This is a genomic window from Acinetobacter sp. HZNU-JH01, from assembly GCF_037996845.1.
GTDB classification, from domain to species: domain Bacteria; phylum Pseudomonadota; class Gammaproteobacteria; order Pseudomonadales; family Moraxellaceae; genus Acinetobacter; species Acinetobacter haemolyticus.
This window is the reverse complement of record NZ_JBBMZX010000001.1, coordinates 2,312,549-2,335,100: the sequence shown is the minus strand read 5'-3', so window position 1 is coordinate 2,335,100 and position 22,552 is coordinate 2,312,549. Positions and strand designations below refer to the sequence as shown.

Below are 22,552 nucleotides of genomic sequence, written 5' to 3'. Positions count from 1 at the left end.
CCATTTTACACGTGAATGAAACCAATATGCCTAGCGAAAATTCTAACGCCATTTTGTACCGTATTCGAGTTGCCCTACCCGTATATGTGTATGACACGTTTGACTATACGGTCAGTGCCGAACAGTATCAACAAGCACAGATTGGAGCGCGTGTTGCAGTGTCGTTCGGACGACAAAATCTCGTAGGCATCATTGTTGAAAAAATTGATCCCAATGAAGTTTTCACAGGTCAATTTAAACTGAAAGCAATTACTGAATTACTTGATAAAGAAGCAATATTAGATCAACACGTTTTAACTTTGATGACATGGTCTGCCCAGTACTATCAATTCCCAATTGGCGAAGTGATGCAAAGTGCCCTTCCCACACTACTCAGACAAGGGCGTGCATTAGACATTTTATTTCATCTATGGAAAATCGTACCTAATGATGATTCGAATGCATTATTAAAACGCTCACAAAAACAATACGATGCGTATCAAATCTTAAAAATACATCCTCATGGCACCACTGAAAATGTCTTGAACCTCAGTGGTGTTGAAACTGCAACACTGAAAGCTTTAGAGAAGAAAGGGTTAGTTGAATGTTGTCTGGAACCGCATGATTTTAGCCCCACACCTGTACAATTGGCGCAAGTACCACTCACAGCCAATGAGGATCAAAAAAGAGCGATTCAACAAATCCTCAAAGAGCAGCATCATTACCAAGCATTTTTACTGGATGGCTTAACAGGCAGTGGCAAAACTGAAGTTTATCTGCAAGTCATGTATGACGTATTAAAGCAGGGTAAGCAGGTGTTGGTACTGGTTCCGGAAATTGGTCTTACCCCTCAAACTGTCGCTCGCTTTAAATCACGTTTTCATTGTGATATTGCTTTATTACATTCAGGTTTAAATGACTCGAAACGCTTACAAGCATGGCAACACGCGCAAACAGGTAAAGCTTCGATTGTGATCGGGACTCGTTCTGCGATCTACACGCCGCTTCCTCATCTCGGACTGATTATCCTTGATGAAGAGCATGATCTTTCATATAAGCAGCAAGAAGGCTTTCGGTATCATACCCGTGATGTAGCGCTCTACAGAGGATACTTACAACACTGTCCTGTGATTCTTGGATCTGCAACACCGAGTATCGATAGCTATCATCTGGTCGAGTCAGGCAAACTACATCTACTGGAACTCAATCAACGTGCTGGCGTCGCTGTCCTGCCTAAAATGCATGTGATTGATTTAAAAATTGCCAAGAAAAAACATGGTATCAGCCAAAATTTAATTGAGCAGATCAAACTCACCTTAGAACGCAAAGAACAGGTGTTGATCTTTCTCAACCGTCGGGGTTATGCACCGATTCTGATGTGTGAAAGTTGTGGTTGGCAAGCCAATTGCCCCCATTGTGATGCGCATTTCACCCTTCATTCTCAGCCTTATCATTATTTACATTGTCATCATTGCGGCACCATCAATCGCCTCCCTGATCATTGCCCAGCATGCCAGAAACAAAGTTTAAAAACGATTGGTGCTGGAACGGCAAAGCTTGAAGAGCATTTACAAGAGTTATTTCCTCATAATGAAGTGGTTCGAGTTGATCGTGACAGTACCAGCCGCGTCGGAAGTTGGCAGAAAATTTATGACCGTATCCAACAAAATAAACCGAGTATTTTATTGGGCACACAAATGCTTGCTAAAGGGCATCATTTTCCACATGTGACCTTAGTGGCTATTTTAGATATTGACGCTGGTTTACTGAGCGTGGATATCCGCGCCCCTGAACGTACCGCACAATTAATAGTACAAGTGGCCGGACGCGCAGGACGAGGCGAACATAAAGGGAATGTCTATTTACAAAGTCTTCGCCCTGATCATCCTATGCTCACCACATTAATTGAACATGACTATCGTACGGTTGCCAAACAAATGCTGGCTGAGCGTAAACTTGCAATGCTCCCTCCGTATCGTTATACAGTATTGGTACGTGTGGAGTCGAAAGATCGAGAATATAGCCAGCACTTTTTGGCGGATATTGCGCAACAACTGAGAACAATGGCTGGCGATTTAGTTGATATTTGGGGGCCAATTCCCGCACCGATGGAACGTAAAGCTGGACGTTATCGTGCCCACATGGTGATTTTGTCGGCCGATCGCGCCAAACTGCATTTTTATTTGCGTCAATGGTGGCAACAAGTGGTACATTTACCTCGTCAGCACCAACTCAGGCTATCCATCGATGTTGATCCACAAGAGTTTAGTTAGTCTAATTCCATATGCAAAACAGAAAAATTTGAGGCAATAGATGTCCTTACTGCTATCCATCATTTTTTTACTAACTGCGGCTTTAATTATTGTCCCACTCACAAAACGATATACCTCAAATACTGTTTTGGGCTATCTAATTGCTGGGCTTTTACTCGGCTCAAGTGGCTTTGCACTGATCACAGATACCCAATTTATTACTCAAATTACCGAATTAGGCATGCTCTTGCTGATGTTCTTTCTCGGTTTAGCATTTCGCCCAATCCAGCTGTGGATACAACGCTATACCATTTTAAAAAATAGTGGTTTAGGTTTACTGATCATCAGTTTAATTTTAACCAGTATCTGCTTTTTCCTCTTTGATAATTTTGCCAGCAGTATCGTTCTTGGTGTAGCACTAGCACTTTCCGCTGTAACCTTGGTTCAACAATTACTGCATTACCAACAAAAATCAAATAGCACACTTGGACAATCCATTTTAAGTGCTATACAGATGCAAGTATTTGTAGCGATATTATTTATTGTCTTGTTTCCTGTGTGGGATGATACGGCGACCACACGACATGGTATCGCGTATTTTGCAGCCATCATTGCGACAGTTTCAGGACTGTTCTTAGCCAGTCGTTTTCTGATACGACCTGCGTTTCGCTATTTAGCCAAGCGCAATAGTATTGAACTTATTCCTGTATTAGGTCTTGTAACAATCCTCTCTATTATTGTCATCATGGATATTTTAAATATTCATATTTTAATTGGCGTATTTTTAGCAGGATTATTACTCGCAGATACTGAATTCAACACTGAAGTTGAACGTATTGTTCATCCATATAAAGATATAGCGCTAGGACTCTTGTTCCTTGCAATCGGCTTAAATCTTTCAGTACTTCCTTTATTCGAATCACCACTTTTAATTTTGGGATCAATCTTTTCTTTAGTATTGATCAAAACTGTGGTCATCGCAGCGATCAGCTATTATCACCAGCGCCACAAACAACTCAGCCTTCTTTCTGCTACTGCCCTTGCTCAGAGTGGCGAGTTGAGTTTTATCCTGTTGAATATTGCTGTCGCAGAACAAATTCTTGCTCAACCGATTTTTGAATCTGCGCTATGGGTGATCTTTGGCTCGATGCTTCTGACGCCTCTAGTTTTCTGGTTGGTGAATAACAAACGACTACCAATATTGCATAAGAAAATAGCAGCACAGACACCAGATATTCCCCAACATCCAATTTTGATTGTTGGATTTGGTCGGTTTGGTCAAGTGGTGGCACGTGCCTTACATGCACAAGGTCAACAGTTGAGTGTGATTGATAGCAATCAACCAGATGCTGATTTTATTGAGCAATACGGACATCGTTTTTTTGATGCAGATGTCACTCAGGTCGAAAACCTACGAGCAGCAGGGATCGAATATTGTAAATTGCTGATCCTTGCGATTGATGATGTTGAAGACAGCATGAATCTGGCGCGTCACCTCCGTCTAAACTATCCTGATTTAGTCTTATTTGTTCGGGCACGTGATCGTCATCATGCGCACTTATTAAAAGATATGGGGATTCAGCATATCTGGCGTGAAACCTATGCCTCATCCTTGAGTATGGCGCAACAGGCTTTGACAGAGACAGGACTTTCAAGTGAAGAATCTAAAGCCCAAATCGAACAATTTCAAAGCCATGATCAGCGATTATTTGATTTACGCTATTCGACTGGTGATGATTTTGACTCAATTGAAGCTTATCCGAGTGTAATCGCAGAGTTGGAATATTTATTTGAAAATACAAAAACTTTAAATACTGATCGAATGAGCAATGAACAAAACCAACAAAGTGATGCAAATTCACCGCATGGAACAACTTGAGTTTTCGTAAAATGACACCATTATTGAATGGATAACCGTTCACCATCGTATAAGCTTTCAAGGCAAAGCACCGCTTTGTTTTCCTCATTTGAGGAGCTGGAGAAAAAAATGTCTGATTTACGCCAACGCTTTTTTATTGAAGATAGTCCTATTCGCGGTGAAATAGTTCATTTGGAAGAAGCACTACAAACCATTTTGGCGAAACGTGAATATATGCCTGCGGTACAAAGCTTATTGGGTGAAATGTTAAGTGCAACAGCTTTACTTGCAAGCACCTTGAAAATCCAAGGGCGTATTAGCTTACAAATTCAAGCAACTGGTACGTTCAAATGGGCAATGGCTGAGTGTAACCATTTAGGTGAAGTCCGTGCTTTGGCTGATTATGAAGAAGATCCTCGTTTCGCTGAAGGTACTGATAGTCGCACTGTGCTTGCATCATTAACCAATCCTGTTCTGTTCATTAATATTGAACCTGAACATGGCGAGCGTTATCAAGGTATTGTTCCACTTGATCAACCAACTTTGGCAGGTTGTTTAATACAATACTATGATTTATCAGCACAAATCCCAACTCATATTGTGCTAGCAACCAATAGTCAACGTTCAGGTGGTTTATTGATTCAACTACTTCCTCGTAATGAAGAGGAACAAGAGTTCGTTGATGAAGACTTATGGCCACGTTTAACTATGCTCACTGAGACCTTAAAACCTGAAGAGTTAACCGACCTGTCAGCCAATGAAATTCTTTATCGTTTGTATAATGAGGAAGAAGTGTGTTTACCTGAAGTCGAAGTCCTAAAATTTGGTTGTACCTGTTCCAAAGAACGTTGTGCCAATGCACTGATTCAAATCGGTGTTGATGCAGTACATGAAACCTTAGAAGCACAAAATCCGATTCAAATGGATTGCCAATTCTGCAATACCCGTTATGAGTTTACTGCGGAAGAAGCTTTAGGTTTGTTTGGTGAGCATTTGAGTTAATTGATATTAGCTTGAAGTGATATTCAAAAGTCGGTTACTCCATTCAAATATAATCATGTGGTAACCAACTTTCAATTTTTATACTTTTTAATTCAACAATATTTTGAAATTATTTTTTTCTGTTCTGCTCAATCAAAGAAAGAAAATAATCTTGTAAATAACCATCAAATGCTTCATCTCCATTTTTTGGATTAAACTCACAATCAGCTTCACCTAAATCAGTAGTACCATCAAGCACTCCTAAAAAGGTTGAAAGAGTATCAACCATAATTTGATGAATTATTTCAAAGAAAACTTCTTTATTATCCTCAGGCAAAGAATCAAATAATGATTGTGCCTTTAGCCAGTATGGATCTTTCACATCCTCTATTTTTGTATTAAAAAATAATTTCTTATAAAGAATTAAATTTTCATCGACAATATATTCGTTTATTTTCTCTGCAAATTCTTGAGAATTCATTTGATAACCTACTTTTAAATTACATTTAAGATGTTTGGGATGACCCTTATGCTGTGAAGTATAAAGGTTCTTGCTGAAACAATATCAACACACATCCCCTCTGTTTTTTCCTGCTTAATCGTCAAATAATAGAATGAAAAGTAATAGATTATGACGATAAACAATGACAAAGAATTACTACGAAGAACTAGGCGTGACCCGCGATGCCTCAGCAGATGAAATCAAAAAAGCCTATCGCAAACTCGCACGCAAATATCATCCCGACATCAGCAAAGAAGCAGATGCCGAAGAGAAGATGCAAGCGATCAATGTCGCCTATGACACCTTAAGCAATGCTGATAAAAAAGCTGAATATGACCAGACGCTGGACCATCCACAGGGTTTTTCTGGTTTTGGACAAGGAACAGGTGGATTCAACCAAGGTGCCAGTGGATTTGATGGCTCTCAATTTTATCGTCAAAACTCAGGCGATGGTGCCGACTTTAGCGGTTTTGAAGATCTATTTGGTCGCTTCGGTGCTGGATTTGGTGGTGGTCAACAACGCTCACAACGTCAGCAACGCAGTTATCGGGGTGAAGATCAACATGCCTCAATTCAAGTGGATATAAGTATTGCTTATCAAGGTTCTACACAGCAAATTACCTTACAGATTCCAACCTATAATGTTTATGGTGAACCTGAAATTCAGCGCAAGACCCTAGAAGTCAAAATCCCTAAAGGAATGAAAGAAGGTCAACAAATTCGCCTTACAGGTCAAGGACAAAGTGGAATCAATGGCGGTGAAAATGGCGACTTATATATTGAGATTCAATACAAAGATACCGACCGAATCCGCGTCGAAGGTGCTGACGTTTATCAAACCATTGATGTTGCACCTTGGGAAGCGGGCTTAGGTCAAAGCATCGAAGTCAGCACCCCTGCGGGTCAGCTTAAAGTCAATTTACCGAAAAATGCAAAAAATGGTCAACAACTTCGCCTAAAAGACAAAGGAATTCCTAGCAAAACCGCAGGTAACCTTTATTTGATCATTAATATTGTTTTACCAGCTGCACAGAGTGAACAAGAACAACAGGCTTATCAACAATTCGCTGAAGCGTTCTCTTCATTCAAAGCTCGTACCTCATAAGGAGCAAGATCATGACAACTATTCAATACAAAGAAATTCAATATGACGGTCATTGCCAAGTTGAAATCGTTGATGAACAATTGGCACTTGATCTTGAACATTTCGCAGAAGCATGTGGTCAAAGTACTGAATGGGTACTCAAATTGATTGATTACGATATTTTGCAAATCACAGTCGAGCCGCAAAATTATCAATTCATCGGTGAAGATGTTGCCCGTGCTCGTCGAGCATATCGCTTACAACGTGATTTCGATGCGAGCTTATCAGCAGTTGCTGTCATGCTGGATTTGATTGATGAAGTACAACAATTGCGTAAACAGCTCAAACATTTTCATTGAACAAAAGAAAATGACTGAGCTTAGATAAGCTATTTCAGCTTGGTCATTTTCTCCACTTCTTTCAGCGTCTGCTTAATCGGTTCATAATCCAAGAACCACAATAAATTAATATTACGTTGCTTGTGCTGCTGTGCCAATAAATCAATCACACTACGCTCGCCTCGTCCAACTAAATGCTGTTGATAGAAATAGTACAACAGCAATATGGTGGTCATCAGCATCACGCCCAGCATAATCCAAAATCCAACAGGTGATTTTAATCCAGGAATAAACTCAAAGTTCATTCCATAAATCCCCGTCAATAAGGTTAATGGTGCGAATACAGCTGTGATAATCGCCAAAATACGCATGTTTTCATTGGTCTGATTTGCCGTTGCAGAAAAATGCAAATCAATTGCTGATTGAATCGCATTTCGCAACCGAAGCGTATGCTTTTGCACACGCTCAATATGACTCATCAAATCATTTAGGCGAACCAAAAGAATATCTTGCGTTTTGTATTTTCGTTCACCCACAACATGATGATAGTTATCAATCAACTCATCACGAAACTCCTGCAAAGTTTCGATTTGTTCTTCACATAAATTTTCGATTTGCTGAAATGCCATATCTTCATGAAACAATTGATGCCATTGTTTAAAACGGCGATTCCCCTGTAATAACTGTTGCTGCCAATATTCCACACGACGAGTTAAAGGAGTACGTAAATTCAAATAACCATCAATCATGCTATTGAGCAATCGCAAACACAAATCTGCTGGGGTAGTCGGTAATTTACGAGGCTTGTTTTGTTCTAAAATTTCCCGTTCCATGACCATTTGTAAACGTTGGACATAGTTTTCAACTGCCATATTCCCCTGTTCACGAACACTCACCAATATTCGTGGCGTCAAGATAAAACTCATTGGGGTTGTTGCAAGACCAAATACACTCTCATGTACATCTAGCACAGGATCATTTTCATAAATCTGATCATCCGCACTAATCAGCTTACGAAAGACCAATAAATCATATTCTTCGACGGTATCAAAAGCACATGGATGCTCAATATTCAACAAATCTCGCATATGAAATTCATTCAAGACAATCCCTGTCTGCTCGTAAATATTGTTTTGCCAAGTCTCTGAGTGATTCACTAAATCTTGCCTTAAGCTATCCACCCATAGAAATTCAAGCGTATGCTGTTGTTGTTCTTGTACGCTCATAAAAATTGTATTTTCACTATTGTGGCGATAGAAATAATAAAGCTGCATAGTGCTCATATTTAGGTTGGAATTAAAAATATCATGCCATAAAAAAGTCCGCACGAAGCGGACTTTTTGTATTTCAAACAGTGATTAAGCTTGTTCGATGTCTTTCATCGTTAACTTGATACGACCACGGTTATCGACATCAGCAACCTGTACTTTCAACTCCTGACCTTCTTTCAATACGTCAGTCACATTTGCAATACGCTCATTCGAGATTTGCGAAATGTGAAGTAAGCCATCCGTACCTGGCATGATATTAACGAACGCACCAAATTCAACGATACGAATCACTTTACCATCGTAGATCTTACCTGGTTCAACTTCTGCAGTCAGTGCTTGGATTTTTGCAATCGCAGCACGAGCAGCAGCTTTAGTTTCACCAAATACGCGAACTGTACCATTGTCTTCGATATCAATCGCAGCTTTAGTTTCTTCTGTAATAGCACGGATGGTAGCACCACCTTTACCAATCACATCACGAATCTTATCTGGATTAATATTAATCACTTCAAAAGTCGGCGCATTTGCGCTGATCTCTGCACGCGCACGTGAAATCACTTTATTCATTTCATTTAGGATGTGCATACGACCAGCAAATGCTTGGTTTAATGCAACTTCCATAATTTCTTCAGTGATCCCTTCGATCTTGATGTCCATTTGAAGCGCAGTAATACCGTTTGCAGAACCTGCGACTTTAAAGTCCATATCACCTAAGTGATCTTCATCACCCAAGATGTCAGAAAGAACTGCGAAACGTTCGCCTTCTTTCACCAAGCCCATTGCGATGCCCGCAACTGGTGCTTTTAATGGAACACCTGCATCCATAAGTGATAATGAAGCACCACATACAGAAGCCATTGAAGATGAACCGTTAGATTCAGTAATGTCAGATACGATACGAATCACATACGGGAAGCGATCAGCTGCAGGAAGAACTGCTTGAACGCCACGGCGCGCTAAACGACCATGACCGATTTCACGACGCTTAGGACCTGATTCACGACCTGTTTCGCCTACAGAGTATGCAGGGAAGTTGTAGTGCAACATGAAGTTGTCAGTTTTAGTACCAGCAAGGGTATCTACCATCAATGCATCACGTGTGTTACCCAAAGTTGTTGTTACCAACGCCTGAGTTTCACCGCGTGTGAATAATGCAGAACCGTGTGCACGATCTAATACACCGACTTGAACGTCGATACCACGAACAGTTTTCGTATCACGACCATCAATACGTGGCTTACCTGATAGGATGTTGTCACGTACGGTACGGTATTTGAGGTCTTCGAATAATTCGTTTACTTCGTCAGCAATACCCGTTTCGTCATTTTCAGGAACGAACTGAGCAACTGCTTCTGCATAAAGCGCATCTAGTGCCACATAACGATCTTGTTTTACTGCAATGGTATATGCTTCAGAAATCTTCGCTTCGAACGCAGTTTTCAATTGTTCAAGCAACGCTTCATTTTTAGCTGGGGCAACCCAATCAGACTCTTTTGCACCTGCAGCGGCAGCAAACTCTTTAATTGCTTGAATCGCAATTTGCATTTCGTCATGACCGAAAAGCACAGCACCCAACATTTGGTCTTCTGAAAGTTCTTTCGCTTCAGACTCAACCATTAATACTGCTGACTCTGTACCTGCAACTACGAGGTCAAGATCAGACTGTGCAAGTTGTTCAAAGTTCGGGTTTAAAACATATTCGCCATTGATCAAACCAACACGCGCACCACCAATTGGACCACGGAAAGGTGTGCCAGCAATAGACAATGCTGCAGAAGTACCAAGCATCGCTGCGATGTCAGCATCCATGGTCTTGTCTGAAGAAACCACAGTTGCAGTCACTTGGATTTCGTTGAAGTAACCTTCTGGGAACAACGGACGAATTGGACGGTCAATTAGACGTGAGATTAAGGTTTCAGCTTCAGAAGCACGGCCTTCACGTTTGCCGTAACCACCTGGGATACGACCAGCCGCATATTGTTTTTCTTGATAGTTAACAGTAAGTGGGAAGAAATCTTGACCCGCTTTTGCTTTAGGTTGCGCAACAACTGCGACTAAAACAGTTACACCACCCATCGTGACTAAAACTGTATTTGCTTGACGTGCAACGCGACCCGTTTCTAAAACAACTTGGTGTTGACCAAATTGAAATTCTTTACGAATGATATTAAACATAGACATGTATTGTATTTTCCTAGTTTTAATTCTAGTGAGACCCCTAAGGTTTGGCATTCAGACTACAACGATTATAGATAAATGACAAAGCTTAGAAGCCATCACACTAGACCAAAATTTAAAAAAGTTAAACGCAAAGAAGGAGCGAACAAGCGCCCCTTCTAACAATCATCTAATGTGAATTAGATGAAACTCTCTTTTCAGCGATAAAGCATAGCAACATGCGAAATACCGAAAACAAAGCCAAATCGAATTAACGACGTAAACCTAATGCGCCGATCAAAGCAACATAACGACCGTGATCTTTACCATTTAAGTAGTCAAGTAATTTACGACGTTGGTTAACCATACGAATCAAACCACGACGGCTGTGGTGGTCATGTTTGTGCTCTTTAAAGTGACCTTGCAAATCATTGATTTGTGCAGTCAATAAAGCAACTTGTACTTCTGGTGAACCAGTGTCATTTTCAGCACGAGCAAATTTAGCAATGATCTCTGCGCGATCTGCGTTAGTTAAAGCCATTCGATTTCTCCGAGATGCTTAATAAAATAAACGATATTGATCAGTTACGAGAACTGACTGCCGTGCATCACTACAGCAAGTCGCCTATTTTAAGTGATCTGTCCTTATATTGCAAAAATGTTTTAACTTGGCGGGCAATTCGGCAGCTGACAACTCAGATTAAAAGATGCACACTAGCCGGAATCTGTTTTCAGTTTATGACAGATACGAAAGAAAACGAAAAAATGCGAGGGAATCGTGAAACTTTTATCCGCTAACACCTGTTATGTTCCTCATGATCTCAGCCAAGTCATTCGCTCAAAGGATGAAGTTTCAGCAGAACTTGGTGGAATGAGTCATGCTCAAGTTGACAAAATTTGGACCAGTGTCGAATCATTATATCGAACAGGCAACTATCCACTGATTACGTTGTGTTTACGTCGCAAAGGGGAAATCTTAATTAATCGCAGTATAGGCCATGCACAGGGAAATTCGCCTGATGGTTTGGCTGCCGATGCTAAAATTGGAACACCTGATACCCCAATCTGTCTATTTTCAGCTTCAAAAATGGTCACTGCCATGCTGATTCATATGTTAGATGAGCGTGGTGATCTCAATTTACTTGACCCGATTAGTTACTATATTCCTGAATATGGAGTGAATGGCAAACGCCGCGCGACACTATTTCATTTACTCTCCCACCGCGGAGGTATTCCTCGCGTTGAAGGCGAAGTCACACCAGAACTATTGTTTGATCAAGAAGAAATTTTAAAACGCCTATGTGCAGCTAAACCCGTTTCGCCTTCGGGTACTCACCTTGCCTATCATGCGGTTACCGCTGGTTATATTTTGGGGGAGATTGTTCATCGTGTGACAGGGCAAACTGTACGTGAATTTTTAGCTGAACAAATTGAAAAACCGATGGGATTGGACTATTTCAACTATGGTTTGAAACCAGAATATCGTGCTGATGTTGCAATGAACTATGCAACAGGGATTCATCCGAGTTTAGGCACAGATCGTTATTTGGAGCACGTACTCGGCGCTGGACTACAGATGGCAGTCGATATTACCAATGATAGCCGTTTCATGGATACCATTTGCCCTGCTGGAAATATTTACACCAGTGCAGAGCAAGCAGGACGCTTTTTTGAAATGTTACTGAGTGGTGGAGAGTATCAAGGTAAGCAAATTATGAGTGCCAAGACCGTTTTCCGTTCGACACTACCGACATCAGGAATTAGCATTGATCGCAGTTTACTCGCGCCGATGCGTTATGCGCTTGGACCAATGTTAGGCAGTAACCCGATCGGCTTATTTGGCCCAATGACAGGGCAAGCATTCGGTCATATTGGTTTTTCTAACATTTTATGTTGGGCTGATCCTGAGCGTGACATCAGTGTGTCATTACTCACGACAGGAAAATCTGTAGTAGGAACACATTTACCCGCCTTAGCCAAAACGCTCTATCAAATCTCAACCAACTGTCCAAAGATTCCAAAGGATCAACGTCGTTCATTGTTTGCAACTGATCGTACGGAAAATGATTTGGTGTAATCTATAATTCAAGCATACAAAAAAGCCCAAGTTACACTCGGGCTTTTGCGCTGAAGTTTTTATTATTCTTATTTTAATTTCTTTTTATGATTTATCTTTTTTGTATTCGCTTGCCCTTTTACCCTCTGCATGCAATTTACACATCGTTTTTGTTATTTAATTAAAAAATCTCTTCTCTTTATACCGACTATTCTGTCACAATCAATTGTGGAGAAAAATAGCTTTTTTCTTATCTGCGTGTAAGCAAAAACGTACGATTCTGTATAACAATTAACTTAATAATTAAAAAAAACTGTCTAACAATGGTTTGCCACTTAAATTGTTGTTTTAAAGCATTGCAATCTCGTAAAAATATTTGGGGCTGTAGTAGATTAGCCTTGTGATAATCTACTACAGCCCCTATTTTTTTATGCAAAAACTGTACACAATATTATCTGTTCTCTTTATGGAATTTGATGAACGATATTTTGTTAGATAATTGCTTCAAGAAATGATAAAAATAAAAAAGCCCTGTAGTCTCTCCCAAAACTACAAGGCTTAGCGGCTGTAAATTTCCTCTTTTATCACTTACTTCACTGTAAGCCCGCTGTCATCACGACATTATTATTATTCTTTTTGCGATTTACCTAACTTTCCATGCTAGGTTCTTTGTGTGTCCATAATCTCAAAAACCAGCAAATTGCTCTAGCGACAATATCTCGAATCCTTGTAAGCTTTTTCTTACAAAAATGTGAATTTTGAAGAATAAGTTTACAATCCTTGAAAATTGATCTTTTGTACTAAACCACTGCGACGAACTGTGCGTACTGTAAGGGCTTGTAACAGCGCATTTGGATCTGCCAGCAACGTGACCACTTTTTTAGCACGTGTAACTGCTGTATAAATCAGTTCCTGACTAAGCAGTTTTTTCGCATTTGAATCTAACACAATTGCGGTATGTGTAAACTCAGAGCCTTGAGACTTGTGAATAGTCAATGCAAAAGCTGTTTGCATATTACGTGGCAAACGATGCGCTGCAATCCATTTATTTAAACTAGGGAAAAATACTTCAAATTGCTGTGCTTGAGTCCGATGTTTAAAACAAATCCCGATATCACCATTTGAGATCCCGAGCTGATAATCATTATAAGTCATCATTACAGGACGACCGACATACCATTCTGCAACAGCGATTTGTTTAAGCTGTTGATTCAACCATCGCTCAGCATAGCGATTGAGTTGTTCAATACCTAATGCGCCGTGTTTCACTGCCGCCAAAATTCGATAATCATCAAACACACGTATCACGTCTTGAATGTATTGTTCTGGTTGATCTGCATGTAAATAAGATTTTAATATTTCAGCATAATCATTGAATCCATACATTAATTTCTGCTGATATTGTTCAATCTCTATATCCAATTGCTCAGGTAGATATTCCAACTGAATCGCATCAGGCATTGCTGTACTCAAACTCATTTCTTGCAAAGAAGCTGGCTTTACAATTTCCTGTTCAAGCTGAGTTAAGACCGATTCAGATGAAGCTTGTTGTGCTTGAATAAAGCGCGCCAATTGACCAATTTTTGCTTTATCTGAAAAGCGGCGACTATTTTGCAGTTGAACACGATTCTCTGCCAAACCCTCGACTTGTTGTAAGTCAGCTAAAACAGACCCGACATCGACGGAGGCCAACTGATTAGCATCCCCCAACAATATGATTCGACAAGAATCAGGCACAGCTTCAAACAATGCAGTGGCAAGACTTAAATCCAACATCGATGCTTCATCGACAACAATCACATCATAAGGCAAAGGCTGCTTCACGTTAAAGCGAGGAATTTGTCGATTCCCCATTCCCAATAAACGATGCAAGGTTTGTGTGCTTTGATTACGCAATTCATCAGTCACTAAACCCGATGCAATCAAGTTTGGATCGTTAAATGAATTTTGTAGTGCTTCTTGCATTCGCTGCGCAGCTTTTCCTGTGGGTGCAGCCATAGCAATTCGGATATCAGGAATCATTTGGTTGAGTGCCGCAATGATACGTGCCAAGGTATAAGTTTTACCTGTACCTGGTCCACCTGTGATGATACTGAGCCATTGTTGCAATACCATTTTCAGAGCGGCTTGTTGAAATTCATCTTCAAGCAATGATTCATACTCAGAAATATCGATTACTGGTGTCATTTGTCGCTTTAATCGGCAAATCTGCTGTGCGAGGCGTTGTTCTAACTGCCAATATCGGTATAATGCCAAGCCCTGCTGATCGTAGACACATGGGGCAACTTGAGTGGCTGCTTTTTCGCTTGGAATTGCTAAATCACCCAAGGCTTCCAGTTGAACTAAATCAACTTGAATACAACTATCGCCATTTAAACTGGCTTCAATCAGTTGTTGTAACACATGTGCAGCGCTATCTGCTTGAGCAGATTGAGAAAATGGAGCTTGTGTGAGATAACGACTCCACATATTTATCCAAGTCATTTGTTCTGACTGATCACTGATTAGCTTGTCCACAGAGTTATCCTCAAACTTACCCACACGCTTGTCCACAAGGTTATAAACAAGCTTATCCACAAGATAAGATTTTGTTTAATTTAAATTTAGCCATTTTATCTACACACCTTTTCCTAGTTTATCCTCAGAGAAATATCCCAATATTGCGTCTAAACGCAAGACAAACTCATCCTCAGGTTTCCAATAAAAATAGCCTTGATCTGCTTGTCCATTCATACCACGCAAATATAAATAAGACGCACCACCTAAATGCTGATCAATACGATAATTTTGTAATTTCACGCTTAAATAACGGTGCAATGCCACCAAATATAAAGCGGCTTGAAGCCAATAACTGGATAAAGACATGCTTTCAGCAATTTGTGTAGATTGATAATCTGCTTGATTCTCACCCAAATAATTACTCTTATAATCAGCAATATGATATCGCTGTCCATCAAAGAAAACTAAGTCAATCGAACCATTCAAATAACGTGCTGATTTCGCATCAATAAACTCAGGCATTTGAATGTCATATTCTTCAAATAACTGTTGTACGCGCTGCATCGCTAACACACGATCAGATAACGCTAAGTAAAACGGACACTCTGATAAATACTGTCCTGCGACTAATTGTTGTAATTGAAAACCTTGGTTGAGTGGTGTTTGCAGTACATCTGCTAACCACAACGCAATCCATTGATATAACTGCTGCTCACCATTCTCTTGCTCAGGAAAATGTTGCTGATATTGTTCTAATAATGCGACCCATAAACCTTGATAAGTATTTTTAAAACGGCGGCGAATTTCCTCGATCCATGTTTCAGGATGCTGAAAGTCAATCTGCTCAAAAATCTCATGCAGGAAATTTCCTGCCAATGTTCCTTTTGGAAAATAGTGTTTAATCCAAGCAATCGGCTGTGATACCGCACCACTTTCAACTGTTAAAAGATCAAACTCATCTTCAGCCTGATCAAACTGTTGATCTGCATTCGCTAAACGATCAAGGCGATTGGCTTTATGTTTAAGATGCTGCGCCAAATAACTAAAACTGGTTTTTCCGCGCGCATAAAAACGTTGTGTAGGTAAAGGCTCAGCGGCTAATAATCGCTCTGGCTGAGTTTCTTGTGTTCGTAATGAAGCTGGCTGTTCCAACAACAAATGATCTTCAACACTATATGGATGCTGAAAAATATCCCCTTGGTTTTTCCAAAATGCCAAACCTGATAATTTATTTTTATCGCCTTTTTCAGGTTCAAATATCGCATAAACACGGTGACTCGCACGCGTTAATGCCACATACCATAATCGATTTTGCTCAGCCTGCGCACGTTGCTTATGCTGATCGAGTTCATTTTGTTGCAAAAAGTTTTTATCTGCAATTGCCACTACACGCTGGGTTCGAGTCTGTCCTGTCTCAGGGATTTGAATTTCAGTGGTGGAGAAATTTAAGGTCTTCTGCATTTCAGAAAATGCTTTGTTCGCGCCAAGTAAAAATACAATTTTAAATTCTAGACCTTTGGATTGATGAATGGTCATCAACTGCACACCCGCTTCACTGGATAGCTTATGCTCCAACTCCCATTCTCGGTCACTTGGAGAGTGGAGTTGTTTTAAATACCAATGATAGAGGTTGTGAATACCTTGAACATGCTCACTGTGCTGACTCAAAATATCAGTGAGATGGCGTAAGTTGACCACTGCCCGTTCATTATCTTTACTTTGCGTTGCGACCAATTGCTGCCAAATTTCAAATTGATTTAAACAACGTTGCCATGCCACCAAGAAGCCTTGATTGCGCCACATTTCGCGGATGTCATCGAACTGCTGAATATAATGACTCAGCCCTTCTGCACTTTGCTCAAGTGCGACTAGTTGTGACAGATCAAAACCAAATAAACGGCTGAGTAAAGCACGCTTCAACTTCGCTTCATCATAAGGATGCAACAATGCGGTGAGTAATGCGCCAACATCTTGCGCGATCTTTGAATCAAACACACTGCGCTTTGATGGACGATTGACACGGATACCTAATCGCTCTAAAGCATATTGAACTTCATCTAGCTGACGATGACTACGTGAAAGTACCGCAATGTCATCTTCACTGATGACTTGGTGATTTTCTCCATCTAGATATAACTGTTGCAAATGGGCTTGATTGAGTAAACTTTGAATCTTCCAAGCCACTTGGGTTGCTTGTTCATTGCCATCTTGTAGTTGTAACCAACGTAATGGTGCAGGATTGACTTGTTCATTTTCAATCAATGCTGGATGCGGACGTGCCCCCGCTTGAATTGGGTCATAAACTACCTGTTCACCAAAATCCATTTGCCGTTGAAACAACACATCCACAACTTCAACTAACTCTTTGACTGAGCGATGGTTATGAATCAGCTTATATTCACGACCCTGCTTCGACATAATATCTTGATAAGCATTTAAAAAGGTCAGCATATCACCACCGCGGAAACCATAAATTGCCTGCTTACGGTCGCCCACCATGATCATGCAGCCTTTTTGGTAACGTTGTGGATGTCGCCAAATGGTCGCCAACATATCATCCTGATCTTGGTTGGTATCTTGAAACTCATCCACCAAAATCAAGGGATAATGTGCCTGTACAAATACCGCAAAACGTTGACCTTGCTCACCTTTTAATGCTTCTGACAAGGTTTTGATTTGTTGTGCAAAAGTGGTTTCGCCTTTTTGCTGTAACACTTGCGGTAAGCGTTTTTTGACTTCAATACACAGATACGCTTTTAGATACACCTGGAGTTGTTCAAATTGTTGTTGTGTTTCTTTTAAAGAATGGCAAAGTTTTTGAATGTGTAGAATCGTAGGATGCTGATAAAACCCATCCGAAACTTCAGCGGGACATTTTTTAAAAATCTTCTGACTGTCGAGCTTGTCTAAGAATTTAAAAACAGTCTCTCGAGCATCAGAAAGATAACCATCAAAAACCTGTACATTTTGCGAATCTGCAAGCGCTTTTAATAGCTGCGGTAAAGACTCACAAAAGAGTTTATTAAAAGCATTGTTACGAAAAGAGGTGCCATTAATATGAGAATAATATGCCCCATCTAAATTAAAATATTCGGTCAAAGCACTGAGTTCAATTTGCTGTGCTTGTTGTTGCCACTGTTGTAATTGAGCCAGTTCAATTTCAGGCATGTCAGGTAATTTAAAGTGTGCGGAGCTAAAATTTAAAGAGCTCTCAACCATCCCGACAAAATGATCCACACTTTTAAGCGCACCCACACTATAAAGTGCATCAATGACATGTTGGGGTTGTGATTGAATCCATTCTCGTAATACATCATGGATCAATTGACGTGTATAAGCTTTCGCATCTTCAGTGATTTGAGCACGTTCGATCTTGCCACTTTCAAAGGCAAACTCACGTAATAACTTTTGGCTAAAGCTATCCAGTGTTCCTACGAACAGCTCATCTAACTGGTCGACCACCAGTTTTAAACGTTCACAGGCATAGGCAATACGCGGAGCAAAAGTTTTAAGTAAATGCTGCTTTAACGGATCAGATTCTTGTGCTGCACGAGTGTAAATATCACTTTCCAATACCGTACGTAATGGTTCTAAATATTGTTGTACTTCAATCAATCGAGCACGGATACGGCTCTTTAACTCCGCAGCAGCAGCGCGGGTAAAGGTCGTGGCAATCACTTGATTCGGTAAATATTTTTCTAAGAAAATGCGAACCATCAAACTCGATAAAGTATACGTTTTACCTGTTCCAGCCGATGCTTCAATCAGATGCAAACCTTCAAATTGAATATCACAGATGGGTTGATAAGACACAGGAAATTTTGAACTCATGCCTTACTCCACGCGTAAAAATTCAAAAATGGGTTGATACAGCGCATAGCTATAATGATCACAGGCGTATTGCAATAATGCGCTCGCATCTTGTTCTTGTAGAATAAATTGCCAATCTCGATGCAGTTTACAGGCTTCATTTTGTGTCATATCAAAACCTGAAAAATCACCGGTATCATTCCAATCTTTCAACACCTGCCTTTGGCTGTCGTCGACTAAAACCTGCTGGCTATCCTGTTCAACCCAATCATAGTGTTTGCCTTTTTCCAGCGGCTTAAGCAGTAAAGCTGCTGGCAACACCACTGGTTGTTGTTGCCCAGTTTGCCAAAGTTGTAACCATGCTTGTAAATACTGCTGCGCTTGCTGAGCACTTAAACCTTCGCAAATCACAGTCTGATCGCTAAACACTACGATACGGCGTTTCGAGACTGCTGAATCATGATTCAATATCGCCAACCACAGTAAATATTCCAGCCACACTTTAGCGAAGCGTTTAGCACGTGCACTCGATGCATCTAAGCTAACCCAGTCTTGTGTATTTTGTTTTGGGACTACACAACTCATCTGAAGTTGTTTGGAAATGCGCCAAACTCGCTGCGTTGTTTCAGTCGGTGCGACTGCATATTGTTGTAGTCGCTCCAACAAACGCTGTTGTTCTAGACAACTTTGTTGCCAAGCACTTTGCTGCACTTTCCCTACAGGCAACTGATCTTGCAAAACTGCTGGCGTCGCTTGATTATCCTGTTGTTGTAAAAAATGGCGGATTGTATATTTACCTAAACCATCTAATAGCAAAGGCTCGTTTTGATCAACCAAGTCAGTGGCACTGAGATTCTCTACCCCTAATGTTTTTAGATATAGTCTTGCTGGAAAGGTAACATCCTGAATCCATTGCTGACTATCTAAGATCACCATTTCATTCAGCTCAATTGGATAAGTACTATTGACCCAAGCTTGGCGCTCACCTTTGACTTGCTGAATTTGTGATGCCACTTTAAACCAATGATCTTGAAAACGCGTATAACTTTGCTCTGCTAAAAAACCGAGTGGATCAAAAGGTTGCAAGCGATGCAGATGATAAAGTGGGTAGAGCTGTGGTGGAATCTGGAGTTTCTCATAGTCTTCCCCAAAAGAATTAAAGGAAGTCTCTCCCTCTGGGAGAGATTTAGAGAGAGGGGCTTTCACAACCAATGCCAAGTGATCACGGAAACCTTGCAAAATACTTGAAGGTTCTCGGACCTCACCGTCATTAATATCAAAGCCATTATAGAACAACCATAATTGCTCTTGCGCCAATAGCACCGCATCCAGAAAAGCCCCTTGATCATCTTCTAAACGAGAACGATCACCCAGTTGTTGGCGTAGTGCATCCATCAAATCAAATGGAATATGGCTATCGCGATTTGGAAATTTACCTGTATCTAAATTTAACAACACAATTAAGCGATAAGGAATCGGGCGGATCTGTCCAATTTGGCTAAACGTGATTTGTCCTGTGGGTTCCACTTGCGCAGATTGACTCTCTAAAGTGCGTTGGATTTCCTCGAGGATATAAGGCAACGGTAAAGATATTTCGCGAAGCTGTGTTTCAGCATCATCGTAATAGCTTGCCAAAGTCAGCATACGTTCTTGTTTTTGAATAATCTCACGAACGGTTTTTAATGCCACAATGTCAGCTTGCTCAAATTCTTGTATATCTTCTTTAAGTCGTTTTAACCATATTTCTACAGGTAAACGCTGTCCCTGTTCATGCACCACCAACCAATCTCGGCGCGCAGACAGATCCTGATAAATCTGAATCAGAATACCAATCAATTCAAAATCACTGGGCTGCACCAACGCATAACTCAAGGTTTGCTGCACCATCACATGTGCAGGTACAGCAATACCTAAGGCCAAGCGATCTAGAGCAAACTTAAAGCTATAGCGGTAATCCCTATCCTCAGCACTAAGTGTTTGTTTGAGATGTGCTTCATCTAAACCACGTTTAAAGCCTGCATCATTGAGTAAATCTAAAACCCGCTGGGTTTGTGTGTAATCCAAACCATAGCGTTGTTGGGTCGCAGCAAGATTGAGCCAATCGGCAAAATCATCTTGTGTAAAACGACCTTGTGTCAGCTGCAACCGACCTACTACTGCACGCCAAGCATTTAAAGCATCCAGTTGTGCCACGCCTGCAATTTTGACGGGTAAAAATACATCGTGTTCATTTGGAACCGCAGGAAATACACTGCGAATCAGAGGTTCTAATTCCGCCAAATTTGGCGTTAAAATCAAGACATCACTCGGACGGCGTGGTACTGCATCCGTTTGTGATAACCAGTGAATTAATTGCTCTTTGAGGACTTCCAGTTGCCTTAAACTGGAGTGACACACATGAATTTGAACCGAATGATCTTCAGCAGCCAATTCATATTGTTCGGCTTTAGGTTCGGCTAAATAAAAAATATCAGACTGAATTCTTCCGAGTAAAGTTTCAGGAAAATGATCAATAAAAGCATCGACCCACTTCCCTTCCTCTCCCGTTGCCAATTGTGACAACAAGGAGAAATGATCTCGTGCTTGTTTACCCAAACGCGTCAAAAGCGGATGTCGCGATTCACGATTTAACGCATTAAAACCTAAACTAAAACTTTCAAAAAATGCTGAGATTTCAGCGTCAGTGGCTTTTGGATTTTTGCCAATAAAACGTTCTTTCACCCCCAAGTCATAACGCTGCTTCCACAACGGATCGACACTATCTGCCCAATATTCCTGAGAGGGGTTATAGTGCAAAATCAACACGTCTAGATATTGTCCCAAACGGCGTAAAAACTGTAATTGACTGGGCGGCAAATCTAATAAGGTAAACACAATCACTTGTGCTGGTAATTGCTCCAATGCTTGTGCACGGCTCTGTTGGTTGTCTAAAAGCTGCCAAAACTCCGCATCGATCGTTTGCATTTCCACATAGTCATCATGAAAATGGTTTTGCCATAACCAACGCTGCCATGCTTCTAATTGTTGCGTTTGTTGTAAGCTAAATGCTGAGATCTGCTGATCCGTTTTTGAGATCAAATTTTCGATATCGAGTGCTTTATTTTGCCCCCAAGTCGAAAGCCAATTGGTCAAGCATGTACAAGCATCACCACAGCCTCTTTGGCAATGTCCCCTGTAGATCATATAGTTATTAAATAAATGCGAAACTTGTTCAGCGACCCAATACAACATGCTTTGTTTTTTGAGTTGCTTTTCAGTGCTTTGTTGCAACTGGTCCGCACTATTATAAATTCGTTGCACAATCGAATAGAGAGGATGTTCAGGCTCAAGAGTGATCTGTTCAGCCTGAATAAAGGGTTGCAAAGCTTGATGAATACGCCATTTTAAAATCAGACGTGGAATATTGGCTTTACGTACTTTTTCCTTATTATCAAGGACCTGTTGATAGGCAAACCATTGAAATCCGCGAATACGATGATGAAACTGATAGTTTGCCGTCATTCCCTGCTGTTCAGCAATCTTCTGGGTCAGCCACTGTTCTTGAGCAGGACTTGGCACAATAAAATGCTGCGTATGAAATACTTGCAATGGAGAGTGACTTGGTTGGGTGATTGCTGTCATCACGCCTTTTAATAACACCTCAAGGCTTTGACTTTGAATAACATGAATACCCATGCTTAACTGAACCCCATTGATCAAAAACACCCTATTTATGCACAAATTCGTACACAATCATCACTATACAAGCTTGTAGAACTATGTCAC

At 40.7% G+C, this 22,552-nt stretch carries 13 protein-coding genes; 6 read left to right on the top strand and 7 right to left on the bottom strand.

Annotated elements, in window-relative coordinates; all coding sequences use genetic code 11:
• The first annotated feature begins 26 nt into the window (after positions 1 to 26).
• The 3 genes from AAC851_RS11070 (at position 27) to hslO (ending at position 5,091) form a co-directional block, all read left to right on the top strand.
• Complete coding sequence (locus AAC851_RS11070; protein WP_340600863.1) at positions 27 to 2,252, top strand: primosomal protein N'; 2,226 nt, start codon at positions 27 to 29, stop codon at positions 2,250 to 2,252.
• Positions 2,253 to 2,292: 40 nt separating this feature from the next.
• Positions 2,293 to 4,110, top strand: coding sequence for a cation:proton antiporter domain-containing protein (locus AAC851_RS11065; protein ID WP_125501140.1), 1,818 nt, complete (start codon positions 2,293 to 2,295; stop codon positions 4,108 to 4,110).
• A gap of 108 nt (positions 4,111 to 4,218) precedes the next feature.
• On the top strand, positions 4,219 to 5,091 hold the full coding sequence (gene hslO, locus AAC851_RS11060; RefSeq protein WP_125501141.1) for an Hsp33 family molecular chaperone HslO: 873 nt from the start codon (positions 4,219 to 4,221) through the stop codon (positions 5,089 to 5,091).
• A gap of 109 nt (positions 5,092 to 5,200) precedes the next feature.
• Here hslO and AAC851_RS11055 read toward each other — a convergent pair whose 3' ends face one another.
• Positions 5,201 to 5,551: a hypothetical protein gene (locus AAC851_RS11055; protein ID WP_075316288.1), complete on the bottom strand. Its 351-nt coding sequence runs from the start codon at positions 5,549 to 5,551 to the stop codon at positions 5,201 to 5,203.
• 163 nt (positions 5,552 to 5,714) lie between these two features.
• On the opposite strand from AAC851_RS11055, the gene AAC851_RS11050 reads away from it, so the two are divergent.
• Complete coding sequence (locus AAC851_RS11050; RefSeq protein WP_125501142.1) at positions 5,715 to 6,677, top strand: DnaJ C-terminal domain-containing protein; 963 nt, start codon at positions 5,715 to 5,717, stop codon at positions 6,675 to 6,677.
• An 11-nt stretch (positions 6,678 to 6,688) separates the two neighbouring features.
• Entirely contained in the window at positions 6,689 to 7,015 is a 327-nt protein-coding gene (locus AAC851_RS11045; RefSeq protein ID WP_004637727.1) for a chaperone modulator CbpM, read from the top strand.
• A gap of 29 nt (positions 7,016 to 7,044) precedes the next feature.
• Here AAC851_RS11045 and AAC851_RS11040 read toward each other — a convergent pair whose 3' ends face one another.
• The 3 genes from AAC851_RS11040 to rpsO all read right to left on the bottom strand — a co-directional run bounded on the left by AAC851_RS11040 (position 7,045) and on the right by rpsO (position 10,963).
• Positions 7,045 to 8,268: a magnesium transporter CorA family protein gene (locus AAC851_RS11040; protein ID WP_075316291.1), complete on the bottom strand. Its 1,224-nt coding sequence runs from the start codon at positions 8,266 to 8,268 to the stop codon at positions 7,045 to 7,047.
• Between the two features lie 84 nt (positions 8,269 to 8,352).
• Positions 8,353 to 10,440 (bottom strand): polyribonucleotide nucleotidyltransferase, encoded by a 2,088-nt coding sequence (pnp, locus tag AAC851_RS11035; protein ID WP_340601044.1) that lies wholly within the window; start codon positions 10,438 to 10,440, stop codon positions 8,353 to 8,355.
• Positions 10,441 to 10,693: 253 nt separating this feature from the next.
• Positions 10,694 to 10,963: a 30S ribosomal protein S15 gene (gene rpsO, locus AAC851_RS11030; protein ID WP_004637724.1), complete on the bottom strand. Its 270-nt coding sequence runs from the start codon at positions 10,961 to 10,963 to the stop codon at positions 10,694 to 10,696.
• Between the two features lie 237 nt (positions 10,964 to 11,200).
• Between rpsO and AAC851_RS11025 the strand changes: the two genes are divergently transcribed.
• Positions 11,201 to 12,499 (top strand): serine hydrolase domain-containing protein, encoded by a 1,299-nt coding sequence (locus AAC851_RS11025; protein WP_100834099.1) that lies wholly within the window; start codon positions 11,201 to 11,203, stop codon positions 12,497 to 12,499.
• Between the two features lie 750 nt (positions 12,500 to 13,249).
• Here the strand turns inward: AAC851_RS11025 and recD are convergent.
• The 3 genes from recD to AAC851_RS11010 all read right to left on the bottom strand — a co-directional run bounded on the left by recD (position 13,250) and on the right by AAC851_RS11010 (position 22,462).
• On the bottom strand, positions 13,250 to 14,995 hold the full coding sequence (recD, locus tag AAC851_RS11020) for an exodeoxyribonuclease V subunit alpha (protein ID WP_409449425.1): 1,746 nt from the start codon (positions 14,993 to 14,995) through the stop codon (positions 13,250 to 13,252).
• A 99-nt stretch (positions 14,996 to 15,094) separates the two neighbouring features.
• On the bottom strand, positions 15,095 to 18,808 hold the full coding sequence (locus AAC851_RS11015) for a UvrD-helicase domain-containing protein (protein WP_100834102.1): 3,714 nt from the start codon (positions 18,806 to 18,808) through the stop codon (positions 15,095 to 15,097).
• Between the two features lie 3 nt (positions 18,809 to 18,811).
• On the bottom strand, positions 18,812 to 22,462 hold the full coding sequence (locus tag AAC851_RS11010; RefSeq protein ID WP_125501143.1) for an exodeoxyribonuclease V subunit gamma: 3,651 nt from the start codon (positions 22,460 to 22,462) through the stop codon (positions 18,812 to 18,814).
• Positions 22,463 to 22,552: the final 90 nt, after the last annotated feature.